Origin of the sequence: Streptomyces sp. NPDC088157 (assembly GCF_044741545.1) — a bacterium.
In the GTDB taxonomy this organism is placed as follows: Bacteria; Actinomycetota; Actinomycetes; order Streptomycetales; family Streptomycetaceae; genus Streptomyces.
In genome coordinates, this window is the sequence record NZ_JBIUSU010000007.1 from 152,458 (window position 1) to 173,086 (window position 20,629).

The 20,629-nt window shown below is 70.7% G+C and carries 19 protein-coding genes and 2 pseudogenes; 7 read left to right on the forward strand and 14 right to left on the reverse strand.

Features of this window, described 5'->3' with window-relative positions:
* Positions 1-116: 116 nt before the first annotated feature.
* Complete coding sequence (gene ppc / locus ACIPFH_RS27585) at positions 117-2,858, reverse strand: phosphoenolpyruvate carboxylase (RefSeq protein ID WP_401830454.1); 2,742 nt, start codon at positions 2,856-2,858, stop codon at positions 117-119.
* 312 nt (positions 2,859-3,170) lie between these two features.
* Here ppc and ACIPFH_RS27590 point away from each other — a divergent pair, with 312 nt between their 5' ends.
* Positions 3,171-4,184 carry an acyl-CoA desaturase gene (locus ACIPFH_RS27590; protein WP_401830455.1) on the forward strand — a complete coding sequence of 338 codons (1,014 nt, stop codon included), beginning with the start codon at positions 3,171-3,173 and terminating at the stop codon, positions 4,182-4,184.
* Positions 4,181-4,867 carry a TetR/AcrR family transcriptional regulator gene (locus ACIPFH_RS27595; protein WP_356265247.1) on the forward strand — a complete coding sequence of 229 codons (687 nt, stop codon included), beginning with the start codon at positions 4,181-4,183 and terminating at the stop codon, positions 4,865-4,867. Before ACIPFH_RS27590 ends, ACIPFH_RS27595 begins: the two co-directional genes overlap by 4 nt.
* A gap of 173 nt (positions 4,868-5,040) precedes the next feature.
* On the opposite strand, the gene ACIPFH_RS27600 is transcribed toward ACIPFH_RS27595, so the two are convergent.
* From ACIPFH_RS27600 to ACIPFH_RS27610, 3 genes are all read right to left on the reverse strand, one after another.
* A complete protein-coding gene (locus tag ACIPFH_RS27600) occupies positions 5,041-5,214 on the reverse strand; it encodes a CsbD family protein (protein ID WP_356261135.1) in 174 nt (57 codons plus the stop codon).
* Between the two features lie 65 nt (positions 5,215-5,279).
* The gene (locus tag ACIPFH_RS27605; RefSeq protein ID WP_401830459.1) at positions 5,280-5,648 is read right to left on the reverse strand and encodes a VOC family protein; all 369 of its coding nucleotides are present in this window, start codon (positions 5,646-5,648) and stop codon (positions 5,280-5,282) included.
* Position 5,649: 1 nt separating this feature from the next.
* A complete protein-coding gene (locus ACIPFH_RS27610) occupies positions 5,650-6,447 on the reverse strand; it encodes a trans-aconitate 2-methyltransferase (RefSeq protein WP_401830462.1) in 798 nt (265 codons plus the stop codon).
* An 89-nt stretch (positions 6,448-6,536) separates the two neighbouring features.
* On the opposite strand from ACIPFH_RS27610, the gene ACIPFH_RS27615 reads away from it, so the two are divergent.
* Positions 6,537-7,034, forward strand: a complete 498-nt coding sequence (locus ACIPFH_RS27615; RefSeq protein ID WP_356261144.1) for a MarR family transcriptional regulator — start codon at positions 6,537-6,539, stop codon at positions 7,032-7,034.
* On the opposite strand, the gene ACIPFH_RS27620 is transcribed toward ACIPFH_RS27615, so the two are convergent.
* Positions 6,993-7,760 carry a LuxR C-terminal-related transcriptional regulator gene (locus ACIPFH_RS27620; RefSeq protein ID WP_401830465.1) on the reverse strand — a complete coding sequence of 256 codons (768 nt, stop codon included), beginning with the start codon at positions 7,758-7,760 and terminating at the stop codon, positions 6,993-6,995. The two genes, ACIPFH_RS27615 and ACIPFH_RS27620, sit on opposite strands and share 42 nt — an antisense overlap.
* A 282-nt stretch (positions 7,761-8,042) precedes the next feature.
* Here ACIPFH_RS27620 and ACIPFH_RS27625 point away from each other — a divergent pair, with 282 nt between their 5' ends.
* Positions 8,043-8,528, forward strand: coding sequence for a GNAT family N-acetyltransferase (locus tag ACIPFH_RS27625; RefSeq protein WP_401830466.1), 486 nt, complete (start codon positions 8,043-8,045; stop codon positions 8,526-8,528).
* A 115-nt stretch (positions 8,529-8,643) separates the two neighbouring features.
* Here ACIPFH_RS27625 and galK read toward each other — a convergent pair whose 3' ends face one another.
* Genes galK through galT form a run of 3 tightly spaced genes read right to left on the reverse strand, consistent with a single transcriptional unit; the run spans position 8,644 to position 11,857 of the window.
* The gene (galK, locus tag ACIPFH_RS27630) at positions 8,644-9,801 is read right to left on the reverse strand and encodes a galactokinase (RefSeq protein WP_401830468.1); all 1,158 of its coding nucleotides are present in this window, start codon (positions 9,799-9,801) and stop codon (positions 8,644-8,646) included.
* Entirely contained in the window at positions 9,801-10,799 is a 999-nt protein-coding gene (gene galE, locus ACIPFH_RS27635; RefSeq protein WP_401830471.1) for a UDP-glucose 4-epimerase GalE, read from the reverse strand. Before galE ends, galK begins: the two co-directional genes overlap by 1 nt.
* On the reverse strand, positions 10,796-11,857 hold the full coding sequence (gene galT, locus ACIPFH_RS27640; RefSeq protein ID WP_401830473.1) for a galactose-1-phosphate uridylyltransferase: 1,062 nt from the start codon (positions 11,855-11,857) through the stop codon (positions 10,796-10,798). Before galT ends, galE begins: the two co-directional genes overlap by 4 nt.
* Before the next feature lie 148 nt (positions 11,858-12,005).
* Between galT and ACIPFH_RS27645 the strand changes: the two genes are divergently transcribed.
* Entirely contained in the window at positions 12,006-13,697 is a 1,692-nt protein-coding gene (locus ACIPFH_RS27645; protein WP_401830476.1) for a sodium:solute symporter family protein, read from the forward strand.
* Positions 13,698-13,733: 36 nt separating this feature from the next.
* Positions 13,734-14,114: a hypothetical protein gene (locus ACIPFH_RS27650; protein WP_401830478.1), complete on the forward strand. Its 381-nt coding sequence runs from the start codon at positions 13,734-13,736 to the stop codon at positions 14,112-14,114.
* Between the two features lie 78 nt (positions 14,115-14,192).
* On the opposite strand, the gene ACIPFH_RS27655 is transcribed toward ACIPFH_RS27650, so the two are convergent.
* Together ACIPFH_RS27655 and ACIPFH_RS27660 are read right to left on the reverse strand one after the other, a co-directional pair.
* Entirely contained in the window at positions 14,193-14,468 is a 276-nt protein-coding gene (locus ACIPFH_RS27655; RefSeq protein ID WP_401830480.1) for a hypothetical protein, read from the reverse strand.
* Between the two features lie 108 nt (positions 14,469-14,576).
* Positions 14,577-14,828: pseudogene (locus tag ACIPFH_RS27660) on the reverse strand (ATP-binding protein); the annotation flags it as partial.
* Between the two features lie 17 nt (positions 14,829-14,845).
* On the opposite strand from ACIPFH_RS27660, the pseudogene ACIPFH_RS27665 reads away from it, so the two are divergent.
* Positions 14,846-15,004: pseudogene (locus ACIPFH_RS27665) on the forward strand (DUF397 domain-containing protein); the annotation flags it as partial.
* Here the strand turns inward: ACIPFH_RS27665 and ACIPFH_RS27670 are convergent.
* From ACIPFH_RS27670 to ACIPFH_RS27685, 4 genes are all read right to left on the reverse strand, one after another.
* Positions 15,005-15,460: a hypothetical protein gene (locus ACIPFH_RS27670; RefSeq protein ID WP_401830481.1), complete on the reverse strand. Its 456-nt coding sequence runs from the start codon at positions 15,458-15,460 to the stop codon at positions 15,005-15,007.
* Positions 15,457-16,170, reverse strand: coding sequence for a LuxR C-terminal-related transcriptional regulator (locus tag ACIPFH_RS27675; protein ID WP_401830483.1), 714 nt, complete (start codon positions 16,168-16,170; stop codon positions 15,457-15,459). Before ACIPFH_RS27675 ends, ACIPFH_RS27670 begins: the two co-directional genes overlap by 4 nt.
* Positions 16,171-16,420: 250 nt before the next feature.
* Positions 16,421-18,547, reverse strand: coding sequence for a PQQ-binding-like beta-propeller repeat protein (locus ACIPFH_RS27680; RefSeq protein ID WP_401830486.1), 2,127 nt, complete (start codon positions 18,545-18,547; stop codon positions 16,421-16,423).
* A gap of 90 nt (positions 18,548-18,637) precedes the next feature.
* Entirely contained in the window at positions 18,638-20,467 is a 1,830-nt protein-coding gene (locus tag ACIPFH_RS27685) for a PQQ-binding-like beta-propeller repeat protein (protein ID WP_401830487.1), read from the reverse strand.
* Positions 20,468-20,629: the final 162 nt, after the last annotated feature.

Genomic DNA, 20,629 nt, shown 5'->3' on the forward strand with positions numbered 1-20,629 from the left:
GGCGGGTGGTGGCGCACGGGCGCCCGCCGGGGGTGGTGTGGTTCGGGGGGGGCGCCCGGGGGGGGCCCCCCCCCCGGGGGCCCCACCCCTTCGTCACGTGTCCGGCGGGTGTGGGGTCAGCCGGTGTTGCGCAGGCCCGCGGCGACGCCGTTGACGGTGAGGAGGAGGGCGCGGGCGAGGAGCGGGTCGGGTTCCGCGCCGGCGGCCGCGGCGTCGCGCTGGCGCTTGAGCAGGGTGACCTGGAGGTAGGAGATGGGGTCGAGGTAGGCGTCGCGGATGGTGAAGGTCTGCTTGAGCACGGGGGTGGCGTCGAGCAGTTCCGGTTCGCCGGTGATCTTCAGTACCTCGGCGACGGTCAGGGCGTGTTCGGCCTTGATCCGGTCGAAGACGTGCTTGAGGTCGTCGGGGACGAGGGTGTCGACGTAGTGCTGGGCGATGCGCAGGTCGGTCTTGGCGAGGGTCATCTCGACGTTGGAGATGAAGTTCTGGAAGAAGTGCCACTGGTCGCGCATCTCGTCCAGGACGGTGTCGAGACCGGCGTCGCGCAGTGCCTTCAGCCCGGAGCCGACGCCGAACCAGCCGGGGACGATCTGGCGGGACTGGGTCCAGCCGAAGACCCAGGGGATGGCGCGCAGGCCGTCGAGGCCGGCGCCGGAGTCGGGCCTGCGGGACGGGCGGGACCCGAGGTGCAGGTCGGCGAGCTGGTCGACGGGGGTGGAGGCGAAGAAGTACGGCGGGAGGTCGGGGTCCTCGACGAGGGTGCGGTAGGCGGCGTGGGCGGCGTCGGAGACGACGTCCATGGCGGCGTCCCAGCGGGCGAGGGCCTCGTCGGACTGGCGGGGGGCGGTGTGCAGGGCCGAGGCCTGCAGGGTCGCGGCGACCGTCAGCTCCAGGTTCTCCCTGGCCAGGGAGGGAATGAGGTACTTGTCGGAGATGACCTCGCCCTGTTCGGTGACCTTGATCTCGCCCTCCAGGGTGCCCCAGGGCTGGGCGAGGATGGCGTCGTGGGAGGGGCCGCCACCGCGGCCGACGGTGCCGCCGCGGCCGTGGAAGAGGCGCAGTCGGACACCGTAGCGGTGGGCGACGTCGCGCAGGCGGCGCTGGGCGCGGTGGATCTCCCACTGGCTGGTGGTGATGCCGCCGAACTTGGAGGAGTCGGAGTAGCCGAGCATGACCTCCTGGACGTCTCCGCGCAGCGCGACGAGGCGCCGGTAGGAGGGGTCGGAGAGCATGTCCTCGAGGATGGTGTCGGCGGCCTTGAGCTCGTCCGTCGTCTCCAGGAGCGGCACGATGCCGATCTTGGCCCAGCCGGCGTGCAGGTCGACGAGTCCCGCCTCGCGGGCCAGGACCGCTGCCGCGAACACGTCGTCGGCGCCCTGGCACATGGAGATGACGTAGGACTCGACGACCTCGGGTCCGAAGACCTCCAGGGCCCGCTTGACGGTGAGGAAGACGCCGAGGGTCTTCTCGCCGGCGGCGTCCACGGGGGCCGGGGTGGGCGCCAGCGGGCGGCGGGACCGCAGCTCCTTCGCCAGGAGCTTGGTGCGGTACTCGCGGGGCATGTCGGTGTAGCGCCAGGATTCCTCGCCGAGGCGGTCGAAGAGCTGGCCGAGGGCGTGGTGGTGGGCGTCGGCGTGCTCGCGGACGTCCATGGTGGCGAGCTGGAGGCCGAAGGCGGAGAGGGTGCGGATGGTGCGGTTCATCCGGCCGTCGGCGAACAGAGCGCCGCGGTGTTCGCGCAGGGAGGTCTGGATGAGGGTGAGGTCCGCGAGGAGCTCACTGGTGCCGAGGTAGTCGCGCCCGGGCTCGTGGGGGATGCCCTTGGCCAGGCGCTGCTTGGTGTTCTCGAGCTTCTGCCGGATGCAGGTGGCCTTGAGCCGGTAGGGCTCTTCGGCGTTGAGACGCTTGTAGCGGGGGCTGATCTCGGGCAGCCGTTCGAGGTCGCCCTGGAGTGACGTCAGGAGTTCTTCGGTGGCGCCGGTGTAGCGGATGGAGTTGGAGAGGAACCCGCGGAGCTCGTCGATCATCTCCAGGGCGTCGTTGATGCCGTGTTCGTGCTGGAGGATGAGGACGTCCCAGGTGACCTGGGGGGTCACGTTGGGGTTGCCGTCCCGGTCGCCGCCGATCCAGGTGCCGAAGGTGAGGGGGCGCGTGTCGTCGGGGAGCTTCACGCCGACGCGCTCCAGTTCCGCCGTCAGGTCCTCGAGGACGTCGCCGACGGCGCCCGCGTGGAGCTCGTCTAGGTAGTAGATGGCGTTGCGGGCCTCGTCGGCGGGCTCGGGACGGACGACCCGGAGCTCGTCGGTCTGCCAGACGAGGTCGATGTTCTCGGCCAGCCGGGTGTCGTAGCGGCGGCGGTCGGCCTCGATGACGGGGGTCTCGAGGAGTGCGGCGATGCGCCGGAGCTTGTTGAGTACCGACCGGCGCGCGGCTTCGGTGGGATGCGCCGTGAACACGGGGCGGACGTTGAGGTGGCGGACCGTCCGCTGGACGTGCTCGGGGTCCGCGTCCTTGAGCCGGTCGGCGGTGCGGGCGAGGAGTCCGCCCTCGGCGGCGCGGCGCTCGCGCAGTTCGCGGCCGCGGTGGACCTGCTCGGTGACGTTGGCGAGGTGGAAGTAGGTGGAGAAGGCGCGGACCAGCTTGGCCGCGGTCTCCAGTTCGATGCCCCGCAGCAGTTCGGCGGCGGCTTCGCCGTCCTCGCGGGTGAGGCGGCGGACCTTCTCGACGAGGTCGAGGAGCTCGGGGCCCTCCTGCCGGACGAGGGTCTCACCGAGGAGGTCACCCAGTCGGCGGATGTCGGCGCGCAGCTCGGTGCTGTTCGTAGTGGTGGCCTGGCCAAGGTCGTCGGCACTGCTCACAGGTGCGGCTCCTTGCAGTGTTGAAGCTCGTCCGGGTGGGAACTCGGACGTCGGCACCGAGGCGGGCGTCGCATAGGGGCCGGACATCCGGGAAGAAAAGAGAGCGGACCGCGCTGTCCGACTGTCTCCAAGGATAGGTGTCCGCGGGGACGCGCAGGTTGGCGGGCTCTTGCCGCCGGGCGGCGCACTGCCATACTTACGATGCCGTAGGTTACGCGACCGTAGGAAGGGTCACACCGGTTCGCCGTGTGACCTTCCGCGGTCGTGGTGTCACGGCACCACCCTCAATCCAAGACCCCCCAGGGGACGCGCATGACCACAGGCAGCTCCAACGTGATCGATGACCCTTTGAAGGCGCCCGACGGTACTCCCACGCCCTCCGCCACTCTGGGTGGCGAGCAGAAGCGTTCGATCGAGCAGATCATGCTGCTGATCTTCATCGTCGTCCCGTTCCTCGCGGTGCTGGCGGCGGTACCGCTGGCGTGGGGCTGGGGGGTGAGCTGGCTGGACCTCGGCCTGCTCGTCTTCATGTACTACCTCGGCTGCCACGGCATCACGATCGGTTTCCACCGGTACTTCACGCACGGTTCGTTCAAGGCGAAGCGGCCGCTCAGGATCGCGTTGGCGGTCATGGGTTCGATGGCGGTGGAGGGTCCGCTGGTGCGCTGGGTGGCGGATCACCGCAAGCACCACAAGTTCTCCGACGCGGAGGGCGACCCGCATTCGCCGTGGCGGTTCGGCGACACGCTCCCGGCCCTGATGAAGGGCCTGTGGTGGGCACACATCGCCTGGATGTTCGACGAGGAGCAGACGTCGCAGGAGAAGTACGCGCCGGATCTGATCAAGGACCCGGCGATCCGCGCGGTGTCCCGGCAGTTCGTCTACTGGACGATCCTGTCGCTGGCGCTGCCGCCGCTGGTGGGCGGGCTGGTCACGATGTCCTGGTGGGGCGCGTTCACGGCGTTCTTCTGGGGTTCGCTGGTGCGGGTCGCCCTGCTGCACCACGTGACCTGGTCGATCAACTCGATCTGCCACGCGGTGGGCAAGCGCCCGTTCAAGTCGCGGGACCGGTCCGGCAACGTCTGGTGGCTGGCGATCCTGTCCTGCGGCGAGTCGTGGCACAACCTGCACCACGCGGACCCCACGTCGGCGCGGCACGGCGTGATGCGGGGCCAGCTGGACTCCTCGGCTCGGTTCATCCGGTGGTTCGAGATGCTCGGCTGGGCGTACGACGTGCGCTGGCCGTCACGCTCGCGTATCGATTCGCGTCGCAACTCGGGTGAGGACGGTTCCCGGCGGGGGAAGGCGACCGCCGAGGCGGCATGATTGACGGCGTGGCGACCGATCCCAGCAGTACCTCCAGTCCCAGTGGTGAAGCGAAGCCGCGGCGCGCGCGACGCACTCGTATGACGGGGGCGGAGCGCCGGCAGCAATTGCTGGAGATCGGTCGCACCCTGTTCGCGGCGAAGGGCTTCGAGGGCACCTCGGTGGAGGAGATCGCGGCGAAGGCCGGAGTCTCCAAGCCGGTGGTGTACGAGCACTTCGGTGGCAAGGAGGGGCTGTACGCGGTCGTGGTGGACCGGGAGATGCGCCGTCTGCTGGACATGGTGACGAGTTCCCTGACCGCAGGCCATCCGCGGGAGCTGCTGGAACAGGCGGCTTTCGCGCTCCTCGACTACATCGAGGAGTACACGGACGGCTTCCGCATCCTGGTCCGTGACTCCCCCATCCCGCAGTCGACGGGCTCGTTCGCCTCGCTGATCTCCGACATCGCGACGCAGGTGGAGGACATCCTGGGCCGCGAGTTCAAGAACCGCGGCTTCGACCCGAAACTGGCTCCCCTCTACGCCCAGGCCCTGGTCGGCATGGTCGCCCTGACCGGCCAGTGGTGGCTGGACGTACGCCGCCCCAAGAAGGCGGAGGTCGCGGCGCACCTGGTGAACCTGTCCTGGCACGGCCTGGACGGGCTGGAGGCCAAGCCGCACCTGATCGGGCGCCGGAAGGCCTAGCGGTCGCGGCGACCGGCGGGACGGGAACGGCGGCCGACGGGACCCCACACGTACCGCGGGCGGGTCCCCGACCACGAAGGTCGGGGACCCGCCCGCATACGTGTGCCGTAGGCGCCTGCGGCGCGTCCGCGCTCACAGATGCCCGTCGGCGCCGTCGGCGCCGTCAGTGCCTGTCAGTCCTTGAAGACGTCCTTGGTCTTCTCCTTGGCCTGGCGGGCGTCACCCTTCGCCTGGTCGGCACGGCCCTCGGCCTCGAGCCTCTCGTTGCCCACGGCGCGGCCGACCGTTTCCTTCGCCTTGCCCTTGGCCTGTTCCATCTTCGCCTTGGACTTCTGCTCGCCTGCCACTGTCCATCACTCCCAGTCAGGTCTGCGTGTGGTCTCAGCACTACGGGTGACCCCGCCCACGCCTCTCAAACACCGTCGGCGGGCTCCAGGAACTCCAGCCGGTTGCCGACCGGGTCCCGGGCGTAGAAGCGGCGGTGTCCCGGCAGATGCGTGTCCCAGGTGACCGGTGTGCCGTGGGCCTCCAGCCGGGCGGCGTACGCGTCGATGCCGGTGACCCGCAGTCCGGGGTGGGCCTTCCCGGAGGGTCTGAATCCCGGCTCGATCCCCAGATGCAGGTGCACGGCCCCGGCGCGGAACCAGCATCCCCCCTTGGCCGCGAGCACCGGCGGCTTGGGGACCTCCGTCATGCCGAGGGTGTCGATGTAGAAGCGGCGCAGCGGTTCCTCGGAGCCGGGCGGGGCGGCGAGCTGCACATGGTCGACGGCGGTCAGCATGTCAGCCCGCCTTGGTGGCCACGGCGAACAGGCGGCGGAACGGCAGGACGGTGCCGTACTCGGCGCCCGGATAGGCCTCGCGGAGCAGGTCCCGGTATTCGGCGACGAAGGCGTCGCGGGCCTCGGGGTCGTCGGCGAGGGCGTCGAGGGCGGGGCGCAGGCCGGTGCCCTTGACCCAGTCGAGGACGGGGTCGTCGCCCTGGAGCACATGCAGGTAGGTGGTCGTCCAGACGTCGGTCGCGCAGCCGAGGCGGGCCAGCCGGTCGAGGTAGACGCCGGGGGCGTGGACGGAGTCCTCGTGGCGCAGGACATGGCCGAGGCGGCTCTTCCAGCGGGCGCTGTCGCCGAGTTCGCGCATGAGGGCGTGCAGGGGCGCGTCGATGTTGTGGGGGACCTGGAAGGCGAGGGCGCCGCCGGGGGCGAGGCCGTCCAGCCAGCCGGGGAGGGCGTCGAGGTGGCCGGGCACCCACTGGAGGGCGGCGTTGGAGACGAGCAGGTGGTACGTCTCCTGCGGCGCCCAGGTGGTGAGGTCGGCGTGGGCGAAGTCGAGGCGTGCGCCCGCGTGGGCCGCCGCGTCCGCGAGCATGTGGGGCGAGTTGTCGTAGCCGGTGACACGGGCCGTGGGCCAGCGGTCGGCGAGGACGGCGGTGAGGTTGCCGGGGCCGCAGCCGAGGTCGGCGATGCGGGGCGGGTCGCCGGGGAGGTCGGGGACGCGGGCGAGGAGGTCGGCGAAGGGTCGGGCGCGGTGGCCGGCGTGACGCAGGTACTGGGCGGGATCCCAGGTGGGGTTGGTCGTCATGCGTCGTACTTTCCCTCTGCATTTATCTTGATGTCAAGAGACTCGATATCAAGAGACTTCATGTCGACAGAACCACTACACTGATCGTCATGGAGGACGAGGTCGATCGGCTGGTCGCAGCGTGGCGCCGGGAGCGCCCGGACCTCGACGTGGAGCCGCTGGAGGTACTCAGCCGGGTGAGCAGACTGGCCCGGCACCTGGACCGCGCACGCCGTCTGGCGTTCGCCGAGCACCAGCTGGAGCCCTGGGAGTTCGACGTCCTGACGGCGCTCAGGCGCGCGGGGGCGCTCTACCAGCTCTCGCCCGGCCAGCTGCTGACGCAGACCCTGGTGACCTCGGGCACGATGACGAACCGCATCGACCGGCTCGCGAAGAAGGGGCTGGTGGAGCGCCTGCCGGACCCGAGCGACCGCCGGGGTGTGCTCGTCCGCCTCACGGACGACGGCAAGGACCGCGCCGACCAGGCGCTCGCGGGACTGCTCGACCAGGAACGGGCCATCCTGGCCGAGCTCTCCCAGGCGCAGCGCGGCGAACTGGCGGGCCTGCTACGCCAGTTGACCGCCCCGTTCGACAACATCCCCGGCTAGGTCGACCGGTCCGACGCCCGCCCGCCGCGCGAGGGCGACCGCGGCGAGGGTGGAGTGCACGCCCAGCTTGCCCAGGACGTTCTGCATGTGGGTGCGGACGGTGTGCGGGGAGAGGTACAGCCGCTCCGCGACCGCCTTCCTGCCCAGCCCCGCGACCATGCAGCGCAGCACTTCCCGCTCCCTCGGCGTGAGGGACTCGACCAGTCGTTCGCTCTCGGTGCGGTGCTTGCGAGCGGCCGTCAGCTCCCGCAGGACGCCGGTGAGCAGGGCCGGCGGCAGATGGGTCTCCTCGCGCAGCACGCCCCGGATGACCGTCAGCAGGCGGGACAGCGAACAGTCCTTCGCCACCCAGCCGGACGCCCCGGCCTGGAGGGCGAGGGCCGCGCGCCGCGGATCGTCCTTCTCGGCGAGGACGACGATCCGGACCTGGGGCTGGGCACTGCGGACCCCCACGACCAGCGAGATCCCGTCGACGAGCCCGTCCTCCCCCACCTCCTGCACGGGCACGGCGGGCCGTATGCCCGGCAGCGCGCAGCCCAGGTCGGCGTCGACGAGCAGCACGTCGTACCGGCGCCCCTCGGCGGCCGCGCGCTCCAGGCTGCGCAGCGCCGCCGGGCCGCTGCCGGCCGCGGACACGTCGACGTCGGGCTCGGCGGCCAGTGCCGCGGCGAGCGACTCGGCGAAGATACGGTGGTCGTCGACGACCAGAACTCGGATACGAACCACGAAACCCCCTTCCCCAAGCTCCTTGACAGAGCAGGGGATACCCCAAGGTCCGGAGATGGAGCACGTCGACCGGCGCGGATACGACGCCCGGAGGGGGTGCCACTACCGCGACGGCCGCCGCCGTGCAGAGACTGTTACCCCCACCGCGGGCGCCGTACCCGACTGTCTCGCCCCCTGATCAGCACCGGCCCCCACCGGCACTGCTCACAGGGTAGGGCCGCGGGCGTACGGCGGAAGGCGAATTGCAGGATTGGTTCGGCCACCGCGTTTATGGTGTGCCGCATGTTTCGTCTTGAGACAGAAGTCGACAGGACCCGCCGCGATCTTCTCCGTTCCCGGCTGCTCGCCACCAACACCGAGGCGTCCCCGACCCTGCGCGCCCTGCGCGGCACCCCCGCCGAACGCGAGTCACCGCTGCACGTCTGGGCCTCCGACCCCGGCGGCGAACTGGCCGGCGGCCTGGTGGGCCACACCTGGACGACCTGGCTGCACGTCACCTACCTCTGGGTCGACGCCCGGCACCGGGGCACGGGCCTGGGCAGCCGCCTCCTCGCCGAAGCGGAACGCGTGGCCCTGGAACAGCGCGGCTGTGACCGGGCACGCCTGGAGACCTGGGACTTCCAGGCCCCGGAGTTCTACCAGCGGCGAGGCTACGAGGTGGTGTGCGTGATCGAGGACTACCCGCCGGGAATCACGGAGTTCACCCTGACGAAGAGGCTGGGCAGCCCCACCGGCCCGCCTCGGGGTACCCCCTCTGGGGGAGATTGAGGACGAGGCCCGTTCAGGGCCGAAGGGGGTCTGGGGCGCAGCCCCCAGGGTCGGAACGGGAAGGGGCGGCGGGGGCGAGATCCACTCGCACACCCGCCGCCCCCACGGTCAACGCTCAGCCGACCCGCCGCGCCCCCGCGGAAGGCACCGCCTCGAACACTCGCGGAGCCTTGAGCCCCGCGGCCGCGAACGCCTCTTCGACGGCCTTGGTGAGCGTCTCGACATCGGTGGCCTCGGCCAGCACGATCGCCGACCCGCCGAAGCCCCCGCCGGTCATCCGCGCACCCAGCGCCCCGTGGGCGAGGGCGGTGTCGACGACGAGGTCCAGCTCGGCGCAGGAGACCCGGAAGTCGTCCCGGAGCGAGGCGTGACCCGCCGTCAGGACAGGCCCGACGGCACGCGTGTCGCCGCCCGACTCCAGTAGGGCGACGACCTGCTCCACGCGCTGGTCCTCCGTCACCACATGGCGGACCAGACGGCGGACCTCCTCCTCGTCGCCGAGGCGGGCGAGGGCCGCGTCGAGGTCGGCGTACGCGATGTCGCGCAGCGCGTCGACGCCGAGGAGCGCGGCGCCCTTCTCGCAGCCGGCCCGGCGCTTGCCGTACTCGCCGCCGCTGTGGGCGTGCGTGACCTGGGTGTCGACGACCAGCAGACGCAGGCCCTCGGCGGCGAGGTCCAGGGGGATCTGCTTCTGGGCGAGGTCGCGGGTGTCGAGGAACAGCGCGTGGCCGGCCTCGCAGCACGCGGACGCCGTCTGGTCCATGATGCCGGTGGGGGCGCCGACGTAGACGTTCTCGGCGCGCTGGCACAGGCGGGCGAGCTGCCAGCCCGGGAGCCCGAGGTCGTAGAGGTCGTTGAGCGCCAGGGCCACGACGACCTCGATGGCCGCGGACGACGACAGGCCCGCGCCCGACGGGACCGTCGAGGACAGGTGGATGTCGGCGCCGGTCACCGCGTGGCCGGCCTCGCGCAGGGCCCAGACGACTCCGGCGGGGTAGGCCGTCCAGCCGGTGTCGGACTCGGGCGTCAGCTCGTCGAGCCGGAGTTCGGCGACGCCGCTGTCGAGGTCGGCCGAGTGCAGCCGCAGGACGCCGTCCTCGCGCCGTGAGACCGCCGCGACGGCGATGTGCGGCAGCGCGAAGGGCATCACGAAGCCGTCGTTGTAGTCGGTGTGCTCACCGATGAGGTTGACGCGGCCGGGCGCCGCCCAGACGCCGTCGGGCTCGGCCCCGTACAGCCGGACGAATCCCTCGCGTACTTCCTGTGCCCCCACTACTGCTCCCTTGCCGCACTGCTTGCGATGTGCTGCGCGAACTCCCACGCGTCCGCGACGATACCCGCGAGATCCGCGCGGGACGGGTTCCAGCCCAGCTGCTCGCGGGCGGCGGCCGCCGAGGCGACCAGGACGGCCGGGTCGCCGCCGCGGCGGGGGGCCACGACCTCGGGGATCGGGTGGCCGGTGACCTCGCGGACGGTCTCGATGACCTCGCGGACGGAGAAGCCGTTGCCGTTGCCGAGGTTGCAGATGAGGTGCTCGCCCGGCTTGGCGGCGGCGACGGCGAGGAGGTGGGCCTCCGCGAGGTCGGCGACGTGGATGTAGTCGCGGACGCAGGTGCCGTCGGGCGTCGGGTAGTCGTCGCCGAAGACGGAGATGGCCTCGCGGCGGCCCTGCGCGACCTGGAGGACGAGCGGGATGAGGTGCGACTCGGGGTCGTGGCGCTCACCCTGCTCGCCGTACGCGCCGGCCACGTTGAAGTACCGCAGCGAGACGGCGCCGAGCCCGTGGGCGGCGGCCTCCCCGCTGATCATGTGGTCGACGGCGAGCTTCGAGGCGCCGTAGGGGTTCGTGGGCTTCGTCGGCGCGCTCTCCACGATCGGGACCTGCTCCGGCTCGCCGTACGTGGCCGCCGTGGACGAGAAGACCAGCTTGCGCACGCCGGCCTCGCGCATGGCGCCGAGCAGGGCCATGGTGCCGCCGACGTTGTTGTCCCAGTACTTCTCGGGCTTGACGACGGACTCGCCGACCTGCGAGAACGCGGCGAAGTGGAGCACGGCGTCGAAGGAGTCGTCGAGCCACTTGGCGGCGTCGCGGATGTCGCCCTCGATGAACGAGGCAGCCGCCGGGACGCCCTCACGGAAACCGGTGGAGAGGTTGTCGAGGACGACGACCTCGTGGCCGGCCTCCAGCAGGTGCTGGGCGACCACGCTGCCGACGTAGCCCGCGCCACCCGTGACCAGATACTTGCCGCTCGTGCCGGTGGTGCCGCTCATGAACTCGCTACCTCTCGCAGTCGCTGGGCCGCGAACTCCGGCGGCACGTCGTTGATGAAGACGTTCATGCCCGATTCGGAGCCCGCGAGGAACTTCAGCTTGCCGGAAGTGCGGCGAATGGTGAAAAGCTCGAGATGGAGCGCGAAGTCGTCCCGGTTGACACCCTCGAACTCCTCCAGCGCGCCGAACGGCGCCTGGTGCCAGGCGGAGATGTACGGCGTGGGCGGTTCACCTTCGCCGAAGATCCGGTCGAAGCGCCTCAAGAGTTCCAGGTAGACCTGGGGGAACTCTGTGCGCGCGTCCTCGTCGAGGGCGAGCAGGTCCGGCACCCGGCGCCTCGGGTAGAGGTGCACCTCGTAGGGCCAGTGCGCCGCGTACGGCACGAACGCGACCCAGTGTTCACCCTCCAGGACCACCCGCCCGTCGGAGAGTTCACGTTTCAGAACGGCGTCGAAGAGGTTCTCCCCGCCGGTCGCCTCCTTGTGCGCGGCGACCGAGCGCAGCATCAGGGCGGTGCGCGGAGTGGTGAACGGGTAGGCGTAGATCTGCCCGTGCGGGTGACCCAGAGTCACACCGATCTCGGCGCCGCGGTTCTCGAAGCAGAACACCTGTTCCACGGAGGGCAGATGAGACAGCTCGGACGTCCGGTCCGTCCACGCGTCGAGAACCAGTCGCGTCTGCTCCTCGGTGAGATCGGCGAAGGACGCGTTGTGGTCGGAGGTGAAGCAGACCACCTCGCAGCGCCCGGAGTCGCCGGCCAGGGAGGGGAAACGGTTCTCGAAGACGACGGCGTCGTACGACGAGTCGGGGATCTCGCTGAGCCGGTCGCCCTGGGAGGGGCAGAGCGGGCACTCGTCGGCCGGCGGGTGGTAGATGCGCCCCTGCCGGTGCGAGGCGACGGCGATGGAATCGCCGAGCAGCGGGTCGCGCCGTACCTCCGAAGTGGTGACCGTGGGGTCCAGCGGACGTCTGTCCACCGCGTCGCGCACCGAGTCGTCCCGCTGGTCGTAGTAGATCAGCTCACGACCGTCGGCCAAGCGGGTCGAGGTCTTCTTCACCGCGACTCTCCTCCGTACCTCTGGACCCGCGGACCCAGATCCGTACACCTAGCGAAGCTTCCAACAGAACCAAACACATAAAACCATAAACCCCCACGCGAGTCACCCTCACAACCAAACAAAGAACACCAAAAGAAGTGAGCAGGGCATGCGAACCCCCACACAGACGGCAGCGCAGCTGTCGGCGGAGCTACGCCTCCCGACGAACTGGCTCGACTACACGATCCTCGGCATCTACTTCGTCGTGGTCCTGGGCATCGGCTTCGCCGCCCGGCGCTCGGTGAAGACCAGCCTCGATTTCTTCCTCTCCGGCCGCTCCCTGCCCGCCTGGATCACGGGCCTCGCGTTCATCTCGGCCAACCTGGCCGCCACCGAGATCCTGGGCATGGCCGCGAACAGCGCGCAGTACGGCGCGTACACCGTCCACTGGTACTGGATCGGCGCCATCCCGGCGATGGTGTTCCTGGGCCTGGTGATGATGCCGTTCTACTACGGCAGCAAGGTCCGCTCGGTCCCCGAGATGCTGCTGCTGCGCTTCGACAAGGCCGCCCACCTGCTGAGTTCGGCCCTGTTCGCGTTCGCCGCGATCCTGATCGCCGGGGTGAACCTGTACGCGCTGGCGATCGTCGTCGAGGCGCTGCTGGGCTGGCCGCAGTGGGTGGCGATCGTGGTGGCGGGCTTCTTCGTGCTGGCGTACATCACGCTCGGCGGCCTCTCCTCGGCGATCTACAACGAGGTTCTCCAGTTCTTCGTGATCCTGGCGGCCCTCATCCCGCTGTCGGTGCTGGGCCTGAAGAAGGTGGGCGGCTGGGGCGGCCTGACCGACAAGCTGACCGCGACGCACGGGGACGACTTCGTCACCGCGTGGGGCGGCACGGGCGTCGGCAGCGCCAACCCGCTGGGCGCGAACTGGCTGACGATCGTGCTGGGCCTCGGCTTCGTCCTGTCCTTCGGCTACTGGACGACGAACTTCGCCGAGGTGCAGCGCGCCCTGTCGGCGAAGAACCTGTCGGCGGCCCGGCGCACCCCTCTCATCGCGGCCTACCCGAAGATCTTCATGGTGTTCCTGGTGATGATCCCGGGCCTGGTGGCGGCGGTACTGGTGCCGAAGATCGGCACGAGCGGCTCGGACCTCCAGTACAACGACGCGATCCCGTACCTCATGCAGGAACTGCTGCCGAACGGCGTGCTGGGCATCGCGGTGACGGGTCTGCTGGCGGCGTTCATGGCGGGCATGGCGGCGAACATCTCGTCGTTCAACACGGTGTTCACGACGGACATCTGGGCGAAGTACGTGGTGCTGGGGCGGGACGACGCCTACTACGTCCGGTTCGGTCGCCTGATCACGGCGATCGGCGTGGCCGCGTCGGTGGGCACGGCGTTCCTGGCGTCGTCCTTCTCGAACATCATGAGCTACCTCCAGACCCTGTTCTCCTTCTTCAACGTGCCGATGTTCGTGGTCTTCATCGTCGGCATGTTCTGGAAGCGGGCGTCGAAGAAGTCGGGCTTCTGGGGGCTGCTCGCGGGGACCACGGCGGCGATGGTGAACTACTTCGTCCTCTACAAGCAGGACATCATCGGCATCCCCACCGACCAGGGCGCGAACTTCGTGTCGGCGATCGCGGGCTTCGTGGCGGGCGCGGTGGTGATGGTGATCGTGTCGCTGTTCACGGCCCCCAAGCCGGCCGAGGAGCTCCAGGGCCTGGTCTACGGAACCGTCTCCCCCGGCATGGCCGAGCCGCCGGCGGCGGGCGACGACGCCTGGTACCGGCGCCCGGCCCTGCTGGGCTGGGGCGCGGTGATCCTGGCCGCCGCCTGCTACATCCCGTTCTCGTTCTGAGCCCGGCCGCGACTGCTGCGGGAGACTGGAGAGACCATGTCCGAGCAATTCGAACCGTCTGAGCGCGCCGAGGCTGCCGAGCGGCTGCGGCGGGCGGGGTACTCCGAGGCCGACGTCCAGCGGGAGGTCACGGAACTCGAGGAGAAGTCCGCGACCGCGGCCCGCATCTTCGACCTGCGCCGCATCATCGGCGGCCTGTTCGTCGTCTACGGCGTGATCGTCACGATCGCCGGCCTCACGGACAGCGACGCGGAGATCGACAAGGCCCAGGGAATCAACATCAACCTGTGGACCGGCCTGGGCATGCTGGCCCTGGGCATCTTCTTCCTGGCCTGGCTCAAGCTGAGGCCCGCGGCGCCGGTGACGCCGACGCTGCCGCCGGAGGCGGTGGACGGGGAGTCGCCCCGAGGCGGATAGCGGCGCCGGAACCGCAGGTCATGAAGCGAGCCGGCTCCGGGACCCGACGTGTCGGGTCCCGGAGCCGGCTCAGTTCCTCTACTCGTGCTCGGCGACGTTCGCGTTGATGGCGTCGTCCCCGTTGTTGCAGATCTGCTGGTTCGCGGTCTGGTTCGACGACGACCCGAGGATCGGGAGGCTCAGGTTCGGCAGGTTGAGGAGACCGAACGAGATGTTCTCCACGTGGTTGGCGCACTGCCTGGAGCCGCCGTCCGAGCCGCCGTCCGAGTCGCCGGCGGAGGCGATTCCGGCCCCGGCCAGGGTGAGGCTTCCGATCATGGCAGCCACGAGTGCGGTCTTGTGAAGCTTGCGCATTACATTCCCTTTTCCGGCTGAGTGACGTGTTTCGTTACGGAACGAAACGGTACGATTACAGACCGTATGTCCCAATGGTCCGTTCTGCACCTCCACCGCCGCGCGTGTCTACGCAACCGTCAATTCGCACCACACGAGCTTGCCTGGATGGCCCATCCGCGACAGCGGCTGCCAGTGCCAGAGGTCGGCGCAGGCCCGCACCAGCGCCATTAGGCGCCCGCTCTCCGCATCGGTCAGCCCCTCAGGCCGTCCCGGCGGCTCGGGCGGTACGGGGTCCGCGCCCCAGGCGCCGATCTGGAGGACGCCGTCCCGGAAGCGGAGGCGTAGGCACGCGGGGCCCTTGGTGTGCAGTACGGCGTGGGGAGTCCACGTTCTCGGGCGGCACCGAGGGCAACACCTGCGTCGAACTCGCCGCCTCTCCCGCCCCCACCGCCCTCCATCTGCGCGAGAGCGACGCCCCGGCGACGGCTCTCACCACCACCCCCGGCGCCCTCGGCCACCTCCCGGCGGGGATACGCGCCGGCCTCGGCCACTGATCAGCGGTCGGTGCCGCAGCCGGCGATCTCGCCGCTTCGGGCCGCCGCCAGCAGGGCCATCGCCAGGGCCGGGGACCAGACGAGGAGTTGGTCCGAGGGACGGATGCTCGCGAGTATGTCGCCGCACGCGGTCAGGGCCGCGCCGGTGAGCGCCGCCGTCAACAGCCCCGCGGTGAGCGCCGCCAGCAGGCCGCGCAGCGAGGCGTTCGTCAGCATCCGACGGGGTGCGTACGCCAGGGCGAGGCCGGTGGCCGTGCCCACGGTGATGCCCGCCCCCATGCTGCCCAGGACGGCGCAGCCGCCCACGAACGCCAGTGCGTACGCGGTTCCGTACAGATCGCCGACCACGAAGACGAACGCCGCCACCAGGCACAGAACACCGGCGATGCCCGCCGGCCACGCCCCGATGAGCGCGCCGAGGCGGGCACCGCGCCAGACGACCGTGCGTGCCCTCATGCGGGCCGCTCCGGTTCGGTCGCCGGTTCCCGGGACGCGTGCGGCAACGGCCCCGCCCGGTCCAGGAGGCCCGTGCGGGCTGCCAGGGCCGCCGCCTCCAGACGGGAGCCGACGCCGAGTTTCATCAGGACCCGCTGGACGTGGGTGCGGGCCGTGGACGGGGCGATGCCCATGCCGGCGGCGATCAGACGGGTGTCCTCGCCGTCGGCGACCCGGACCAGGACCTCGACCTCGCGCGGCGTGAGCATCTGGAGCAGACGCTGCCCCTCGTCGTCGGGCTGGGCCGCCGGGTTGAGCAACTCGCTGAACGCGCCCTGCAGCAGCTGCGGAGCCACCGCCGCCTCGCCGGCGCGGGCCTTCATGATGGCCCGCTCCACGCCCTCTATGCGTTCGTCGTGGCGTACGTAGCCGGAGGCGCCCGCCGCGAAGGCCGCCGCGATGCCGCGGGGGTTCGGTACCGGGCCCAGGACCAGCACCGCCACCTGTGGCCGCTCCCGCTTGATGCGGACCACCGGGTCGAATATTCCCGGTTCGGCCGGGACCGCCGTGCCCAGCAGGCACACTTCCGGGGCGCGGGTGATCACCAGCTCCGCCGCGCCCGCGGCCGGCGCCGCCGCGGCGAGCACCCGGTGCCCCCGCAGTTTGAGAGCCGAGGCCAGTGCCTCGGCGAGCAGTCGGTGGTCGTCGACCACCATCAGCCGCACTCCCATCGAGCAACCCCCCAGTCCCCCCATGGATGCCCACACGGACCCACGCACTCCACGCGGACCGACAAAGGGGTGCCCCCCGGCACCCCGTTCTTCATGCCCCCGGAAGCTACACGCTTGTTCGACGTTGCGCTCCCCCTACCGGAGAGAAGTGCCCCGGATCGCCGAAATTCCTCACATTCGAGGGTCATGGGCGATAAATGAACGGCCCCGCCCCTGAACAGGGGCGGGGCCGTCACGGCAATTCAGACGATCAGCTGCCCGCGCCGTACGCGACCGCCAGGTACTGCGGATCACCCGAGGTGCCCCCGTCGTCGGCGTACACCTCCGACATGTAGAGGTGACCCTGGGAGTAGACGACCTCGGAGTACTCCGGGGACAGGTTGGACTCCAGGTCGCGCACCGACTCCGTGGACGGGTTCTGCAGCAGCTTGGTCTCCTTGAAGGAGCCTCCGGCGATGCTGACGACCTGGCCGCCCTTGTCGTACGGCGGCCGCTTGTAGGCGATCAGGTTGCTGCCGTCCATGCGCAGCGGGTAGATCGTGTAGCCGTCGCCGGCGTCCGCGCGCTGGCCGGTCTGCTTGCCGGTGGCCAGGTCGAAAGCGATGACCTCGTTGGTCCGGCTGTAGTCGCCGGTGCCGTCGTGCTCCTCGGTCGGGACGTAGATCCGGTCGTTGCCGACGGCGATGCCCGTGCAGGCCTCGATCCTGGTGATGCCCTCGCAGTCGGCCGCGTACTGGTCGCCCGGGACCGAGATACGGGTGCGCAGCTTGCCGGTCTTGTTGTCGATGGAGAAGAAGTCCGAGATGCCGCTGCCGTCACCTGCGCTGTCACCGACGTCGGCGGCCACCACCAGGGGGTCGCTCGACACGACGGACGCGTACTCGATGCCCGTGGCCAGCTTGTACTCGGAGAGGACCTTCCCGGACACCGGGTCGATGGTCTGGATGTGCAGCTCGGGGTTGTCGTAGGAGCCGCACTTGCGCACCGCGACCAGCTTCGGGCCGCCGCCGTAACCGGCGTCGTAGCAGGTGTCGGCGGGCTTCGGCGACCACAGCACCTTGCCGGAGTCGATGTCGAAGGCGGCACCGCCGCTGGTGCTGCCGAGGGCGACCGTCTTCGCGCTGACCGTGACGTTGTCGAAGCGGACCGGGTAGTCGCCCGAGTTGACGGTCTTCCTCCACAGCTGCTTGCCCGCCGCGAGGTCGATCGCCGCGATCTGGTCGCAGGCGGCCGTCTCGGCGGTGCTCGCCTGGAAGGTGATCGCCGTGCGGTGGTCGTCGGTGGCGAACCTGCTGGCCTCGCACACCGGGCCGGGCAGCTTGACCGTCCAGAGCCGGGTGCCCTTGTCCGGGTCGTAGCCGGCGACCTCGTTGACGCCCGTCTTCACGTACGCCTTGTCGGTCACCCAGGAGCCCTTGATGCCGACGCTGTCGTCCTTCTTGACCACGGGCATCGGGAGCTTGAAGAGCACCTTCGAGGCGGGGTCGGCCGGCACCTTCTCGCTGCCGCCGGAGGACGTGCCGCCGGTGCCTCCCGTGCCGCCGGTGTCACCTCCGCCGCCGGTCGGGCCGGCGGGGCCCGCCTCTTCCTTCTTGCCGCCGTCACCGGACTTCGAGTACCAGACGCCGCCGCCGACGATCAGCGCGATCGCGACGACCGCCGCGACGATGATCGCCACCTGCGCGTTGAACTTCTTGCCGACGCCACCGCCCGGTCCCTGCCCGGGGCCGCCGGCCTGCGGGTGCATGGGCATCGTGGGCTGGCCCGGGTAGCCGTAACCCGGCTGAGCGGCCGGATATCCGGGCTGACCCGGCTGACCCGGGTAGGCGTAGCCGGGCTGCTGGCCGTAGGGGGCCGTCGGCCCGCCGTACGGGTTCGGCTGCTGGGGCTGACCGTACATGGGGGGTGTGGGCGGGCCGGGCTGGGCCGGGTAGCCGTAGCCGGGGTTGGCGGCCGGGGGCTGCGGCGGCGTGGCCGGCCCGCCCGGCGCCTGCGGGTAGCCGTACCCCGGCTGGGGCTGCTGCGGAGGGCCGGACGGGGCCGGAGGCGGAGGCGTTCGAGGAGCCTGCGGAGGCTGGGGCGGCTGCGGGTGCTGAGCCGCGGGCGCCGGTGCCTGGGGTGCCTGGGGTGCCTGGGGTGCCTGGGGTGCCTGGGGTGCCTGCGGGTAGCCGTAGCCCGGTTCCGGGGCCTTCGCCAGGTTGGGAGCGGGAGGCTGCGGCGCCGTGTCCTGGGGCGCCGCGTCCTGAGGTGTCACGTCCTTGGGCGCGGCGTCCTGCGGCGGCGTGTCCTGCGGCGGCGTGTCCTGCGGCGGCTGGGGCGGGCCGAAGCCGCCCTGCTGCGGGGGCTGGTTCGGCGGTGGGGGCGGCGGCTGGGTCATGGTGTGGATACCTCGGGAGAACGCTCGGAAAGCTCGGGCGGACGGGGCAGGGCGGGGACGTCGACGGGGCAGGAAGAGCGGCGGGCCGCCTCACTTGCCGTAGGCGAGCATCAGCTTCTCCTTCGACTCGTCGTTGCCCGTCAGCCGGGTGGAGGAGAGGTAGAGGCGCCCGTCGACCCAGGCGAGGTCACGCGAGAAGAAGCCGTTCTCGATCTCGGCCGTGCTCTCGGGCAGCTGCATCAGCGTCGTCGGCGTGTGCGCGGCCCCGGCCGTCGGAATGCCCACCACCCGACCGGCCGCGTCGTACGACGGCTCGACGTACGCGACGAGCTTGCCGCCCTCGACCTTCACCGGCAGCATCGCCTCGTCGGTCGGCGACTTCACACGCCATTTCTCCTTGCCGGTGGAGAGGTCGATCGCCACGATCTCGTTGGGACCGCTGTTCGACTCGGTCGGCAGGTAGAGCGTGTTGGCGTCGGAGGCCGTGCCCGTGCAGCCCGTCAGGTTGCGTTGGAGGAAGCCGGAGTCGCACTCGGGGGCGAAGTCCTCGTCGAAGCCGACCTGCGAGCGGTACGAACCGTCCGGCTTGAACGTGGCGATGTTCCAGCTGTTCTTGTCCTCGTTGGTGCTGTAGACCACCAGCGGGTCGACGGAGTACGTCTTCGAGACCGACCAGCCCTTGTCGAACTTCTGGGTCCACTTGGCCTTGCCGGTCGCCGGGTCCAGCTCCTGGATCTCGTCGTGCTCATCGGCCTCGGTCGCGTTGCAGGACGCCACCGCGAACAGCCGGGCCCCGCCCGCGAACGCCGTCGGGAAACAGGCGTCGCCGTACTTCTGCTTGTCGTACAGCTTCTTGCCGGTCCGGACGTCGTACGCCGTGCCGGACTGCGAGCGGCCCACCATCAGCGTGTTGCCCGTCAGCGACAGCTCGACGCTGATCGCGCTGTCGAACAGCGCGCCGTCCGCGACTACGCCCTTCCAGCCCTTGGCGCCGGTGCCGAGGTCGATCTGCTGGAGCTGGTTGCACTTGGCGCGGTCGCTGGTACCGCTCATGTACGCCACGACGACCTTGTCGTCCGCCGTCTTCTGCGGGGTGACCGCGCAGATCTTCTGCGGCAGGGCGATGGTGTCCCAGGTCGGCCTGCCGTCGCCGACGTTGTACGCGACGACCTCCTTGTACGCCGCTTTCACGGCCGCCTTGGAGGTGATCCACATGCCGGGGGCGTCGGCGCCGGAGGCGGGCGCGTCGGGCGCCTCCTTGTACCAGAGCACCTTCGCCTCGCCGGCCTTGCGGTCCGCGTTGAAGTCCTCGGTGTCCTCGCCGCCGTCGCCACCGCCGTCACCGGGGTTCACCGGTCCGCCGCTGGACGTCGACGTCGCCTTGCCGTCGTCGCTCGGCCCCGCGACCGGCTTCTTGCCGTCCTTGTCGTCGCCGCTCGTGACCGCGTACACCGTCCCGCCGATCACCAGCAGCGCCGCCACCGCGGCCCCGATCACCAGCGCGGGCCGCCCCTTGAAGGGGTTGCGACCGCCCGGCGGCGTACCGGGGGCGCCGGGCGCGCCGGGGAACTGGGGCGGCTGCGGATAGCCGTAACCGGGCTGTTGGCCGTAGGGCCCGCTCTGCTGACCGTACGGCCCCGGCTGGGCGTAGGGGCCGGGCTGGCCGCCGTAGGGACCGGGCTGGCCGTAGGGGCCCGGCTGCTGGGGCTGACCGTACGGTCCGGGCTGCTGCGGCGGTTGCTGCTGCGGGTAGCCGTAGCCCGGCTGCGGCGGCTGGGCGGGCGGGCCCTGGGGCGGCTGCGGCGGCCCCTGAGGTGCGCCGAAGCCACCCTGCGACGGCGCTGCCGGCGGCTGTTGCGGCTGGTCCTGCGGTGCTCCGAAACCACCCTGCTGCGGCGGCTGATTGGGCGGCTGAGCCATCAGCGTGTTCCCCCTATGTCACTGTTTTTTAGCCACGCCCCCAGGTCAGTGACCCACCCGGAGCCGTCTTCAGAAAGTTCTCAGACGGCTCTTTCTATCACCCGTGACCGACGGCTCCAGGGGCCGATCCACCCCTGTTCCCAAGGGAGAACCGGCCTGTGA

What these genes read in the sequence shown, in the direction of transcription:
- ACIPFH_RS27590 (WP_401830455.1), top strand. Translation starts at nt 3,171, where the DNA reads ATGACCACAGGCAGCTCCAACGTGATCGATGACCCTTTGAAGGCGCCC.
- ACIPFH_RS27605 (WP_401830459.1), bottom strand. Translation starts at nt 5,648, where the DNA reads ATGCTGACCGCCGTCGACCATGTGCAGCTCGCCGCCCCGCCCGGCTCC.
- ACIPFH_RS27670 (WP_401830481.1), bottom strand. Translation starts at nt 15,460, where the DNA reads ATGAGGGCACGCACGGTCGTCTGGCGCGGTGCCCGCCTCGGCGCGCTC.
- ACIPFH_RS27675 (WP_401830483.1), bottom strand. Translation starts at nt 16,170, where the DNA reads ATGGGAGTGCGGCTGATGGTGGTCGACGACCACCGACTGCTCGCCGAG.
- ACIPFH_RS27685 (WP_401830487.1), bottom strand. Translation starts at nt 20,467, where the DNA reads ATGGCTCAGCCGCCCAATCAGCCGCCGCAGCAGGGTGGTTTCGGAGCA.
- ACIPFH_RS27680 (WP_401830486.1), bottom strand. Translation starts at nt 18,547, where the DNA reads ATGACCCAGCCGCCGCCCCCACCGCCGAACCAGCCCCCGCAGCAGGGC.
- galE (WP_401830471.1), bottom strand. Translation starts at nt 10,799, where the DNA reads ATGAGCGGCACCACCGGCACGAGCGGCAAGTATCTGGTCACGGGTGGC.
- ACIPFH_RS27650 (WP_401830478.1), top strand. Translation starts at nt 13,734, where the DNA reads ATGTCCGAGCAATTCGAACCGTCTGAGCGCGCCGAGGCTGCCGAGCGG.
- ACIPFH_RS27625 (WP_401830466.1), top strand. Translation starts at nt 8,043, where the DNA reads ATGTTTCGTCTTGAGACAGAAGTCGACAGGACCCGCCGCGATCTTCTC.
- ACIPFH_RS27645 (WP_401830476.1), top strand. Translation starts at nt 12,006, where the DNA reads ATGCGAACCCCCACACAGACGGCAGCGCAGCTGTCGGCGGAGCTACGC.
- ACIPFH_RS27655 (WP_401830480.1), bottom strand. Translation starts at nt 14,468, where the DNA reads ATGCGCAAGCTTCACAAGACCGCACTCGTGGCTGCCATGATCGGAAGC.
- ACIPFH_RS27595 (WP_356265247.1), top strand. Translation starts at nt 4,181, where the DNA reads ATGATTGACGGCGTGGCGACCGATCCCAGCAGTACCTCCAGTCCCAGT.
- ACIPFH_RS27615 (WP_356261144.1), top strand. Translation starts at nt 6,537, where the DNA reads ATGGAGGACGAGGTCGATCGGCTGGTCGCAGCGTGGCGCCGGGAGCGC.
- ACIPFH_RS27610 (WP_401830462.1), bottom strand. Translation starts at nt 6,447, where the DNA reads ATGACGACCAACCCCACCTGGGATCCCGCCCAGTACCTGCGTCACGCC.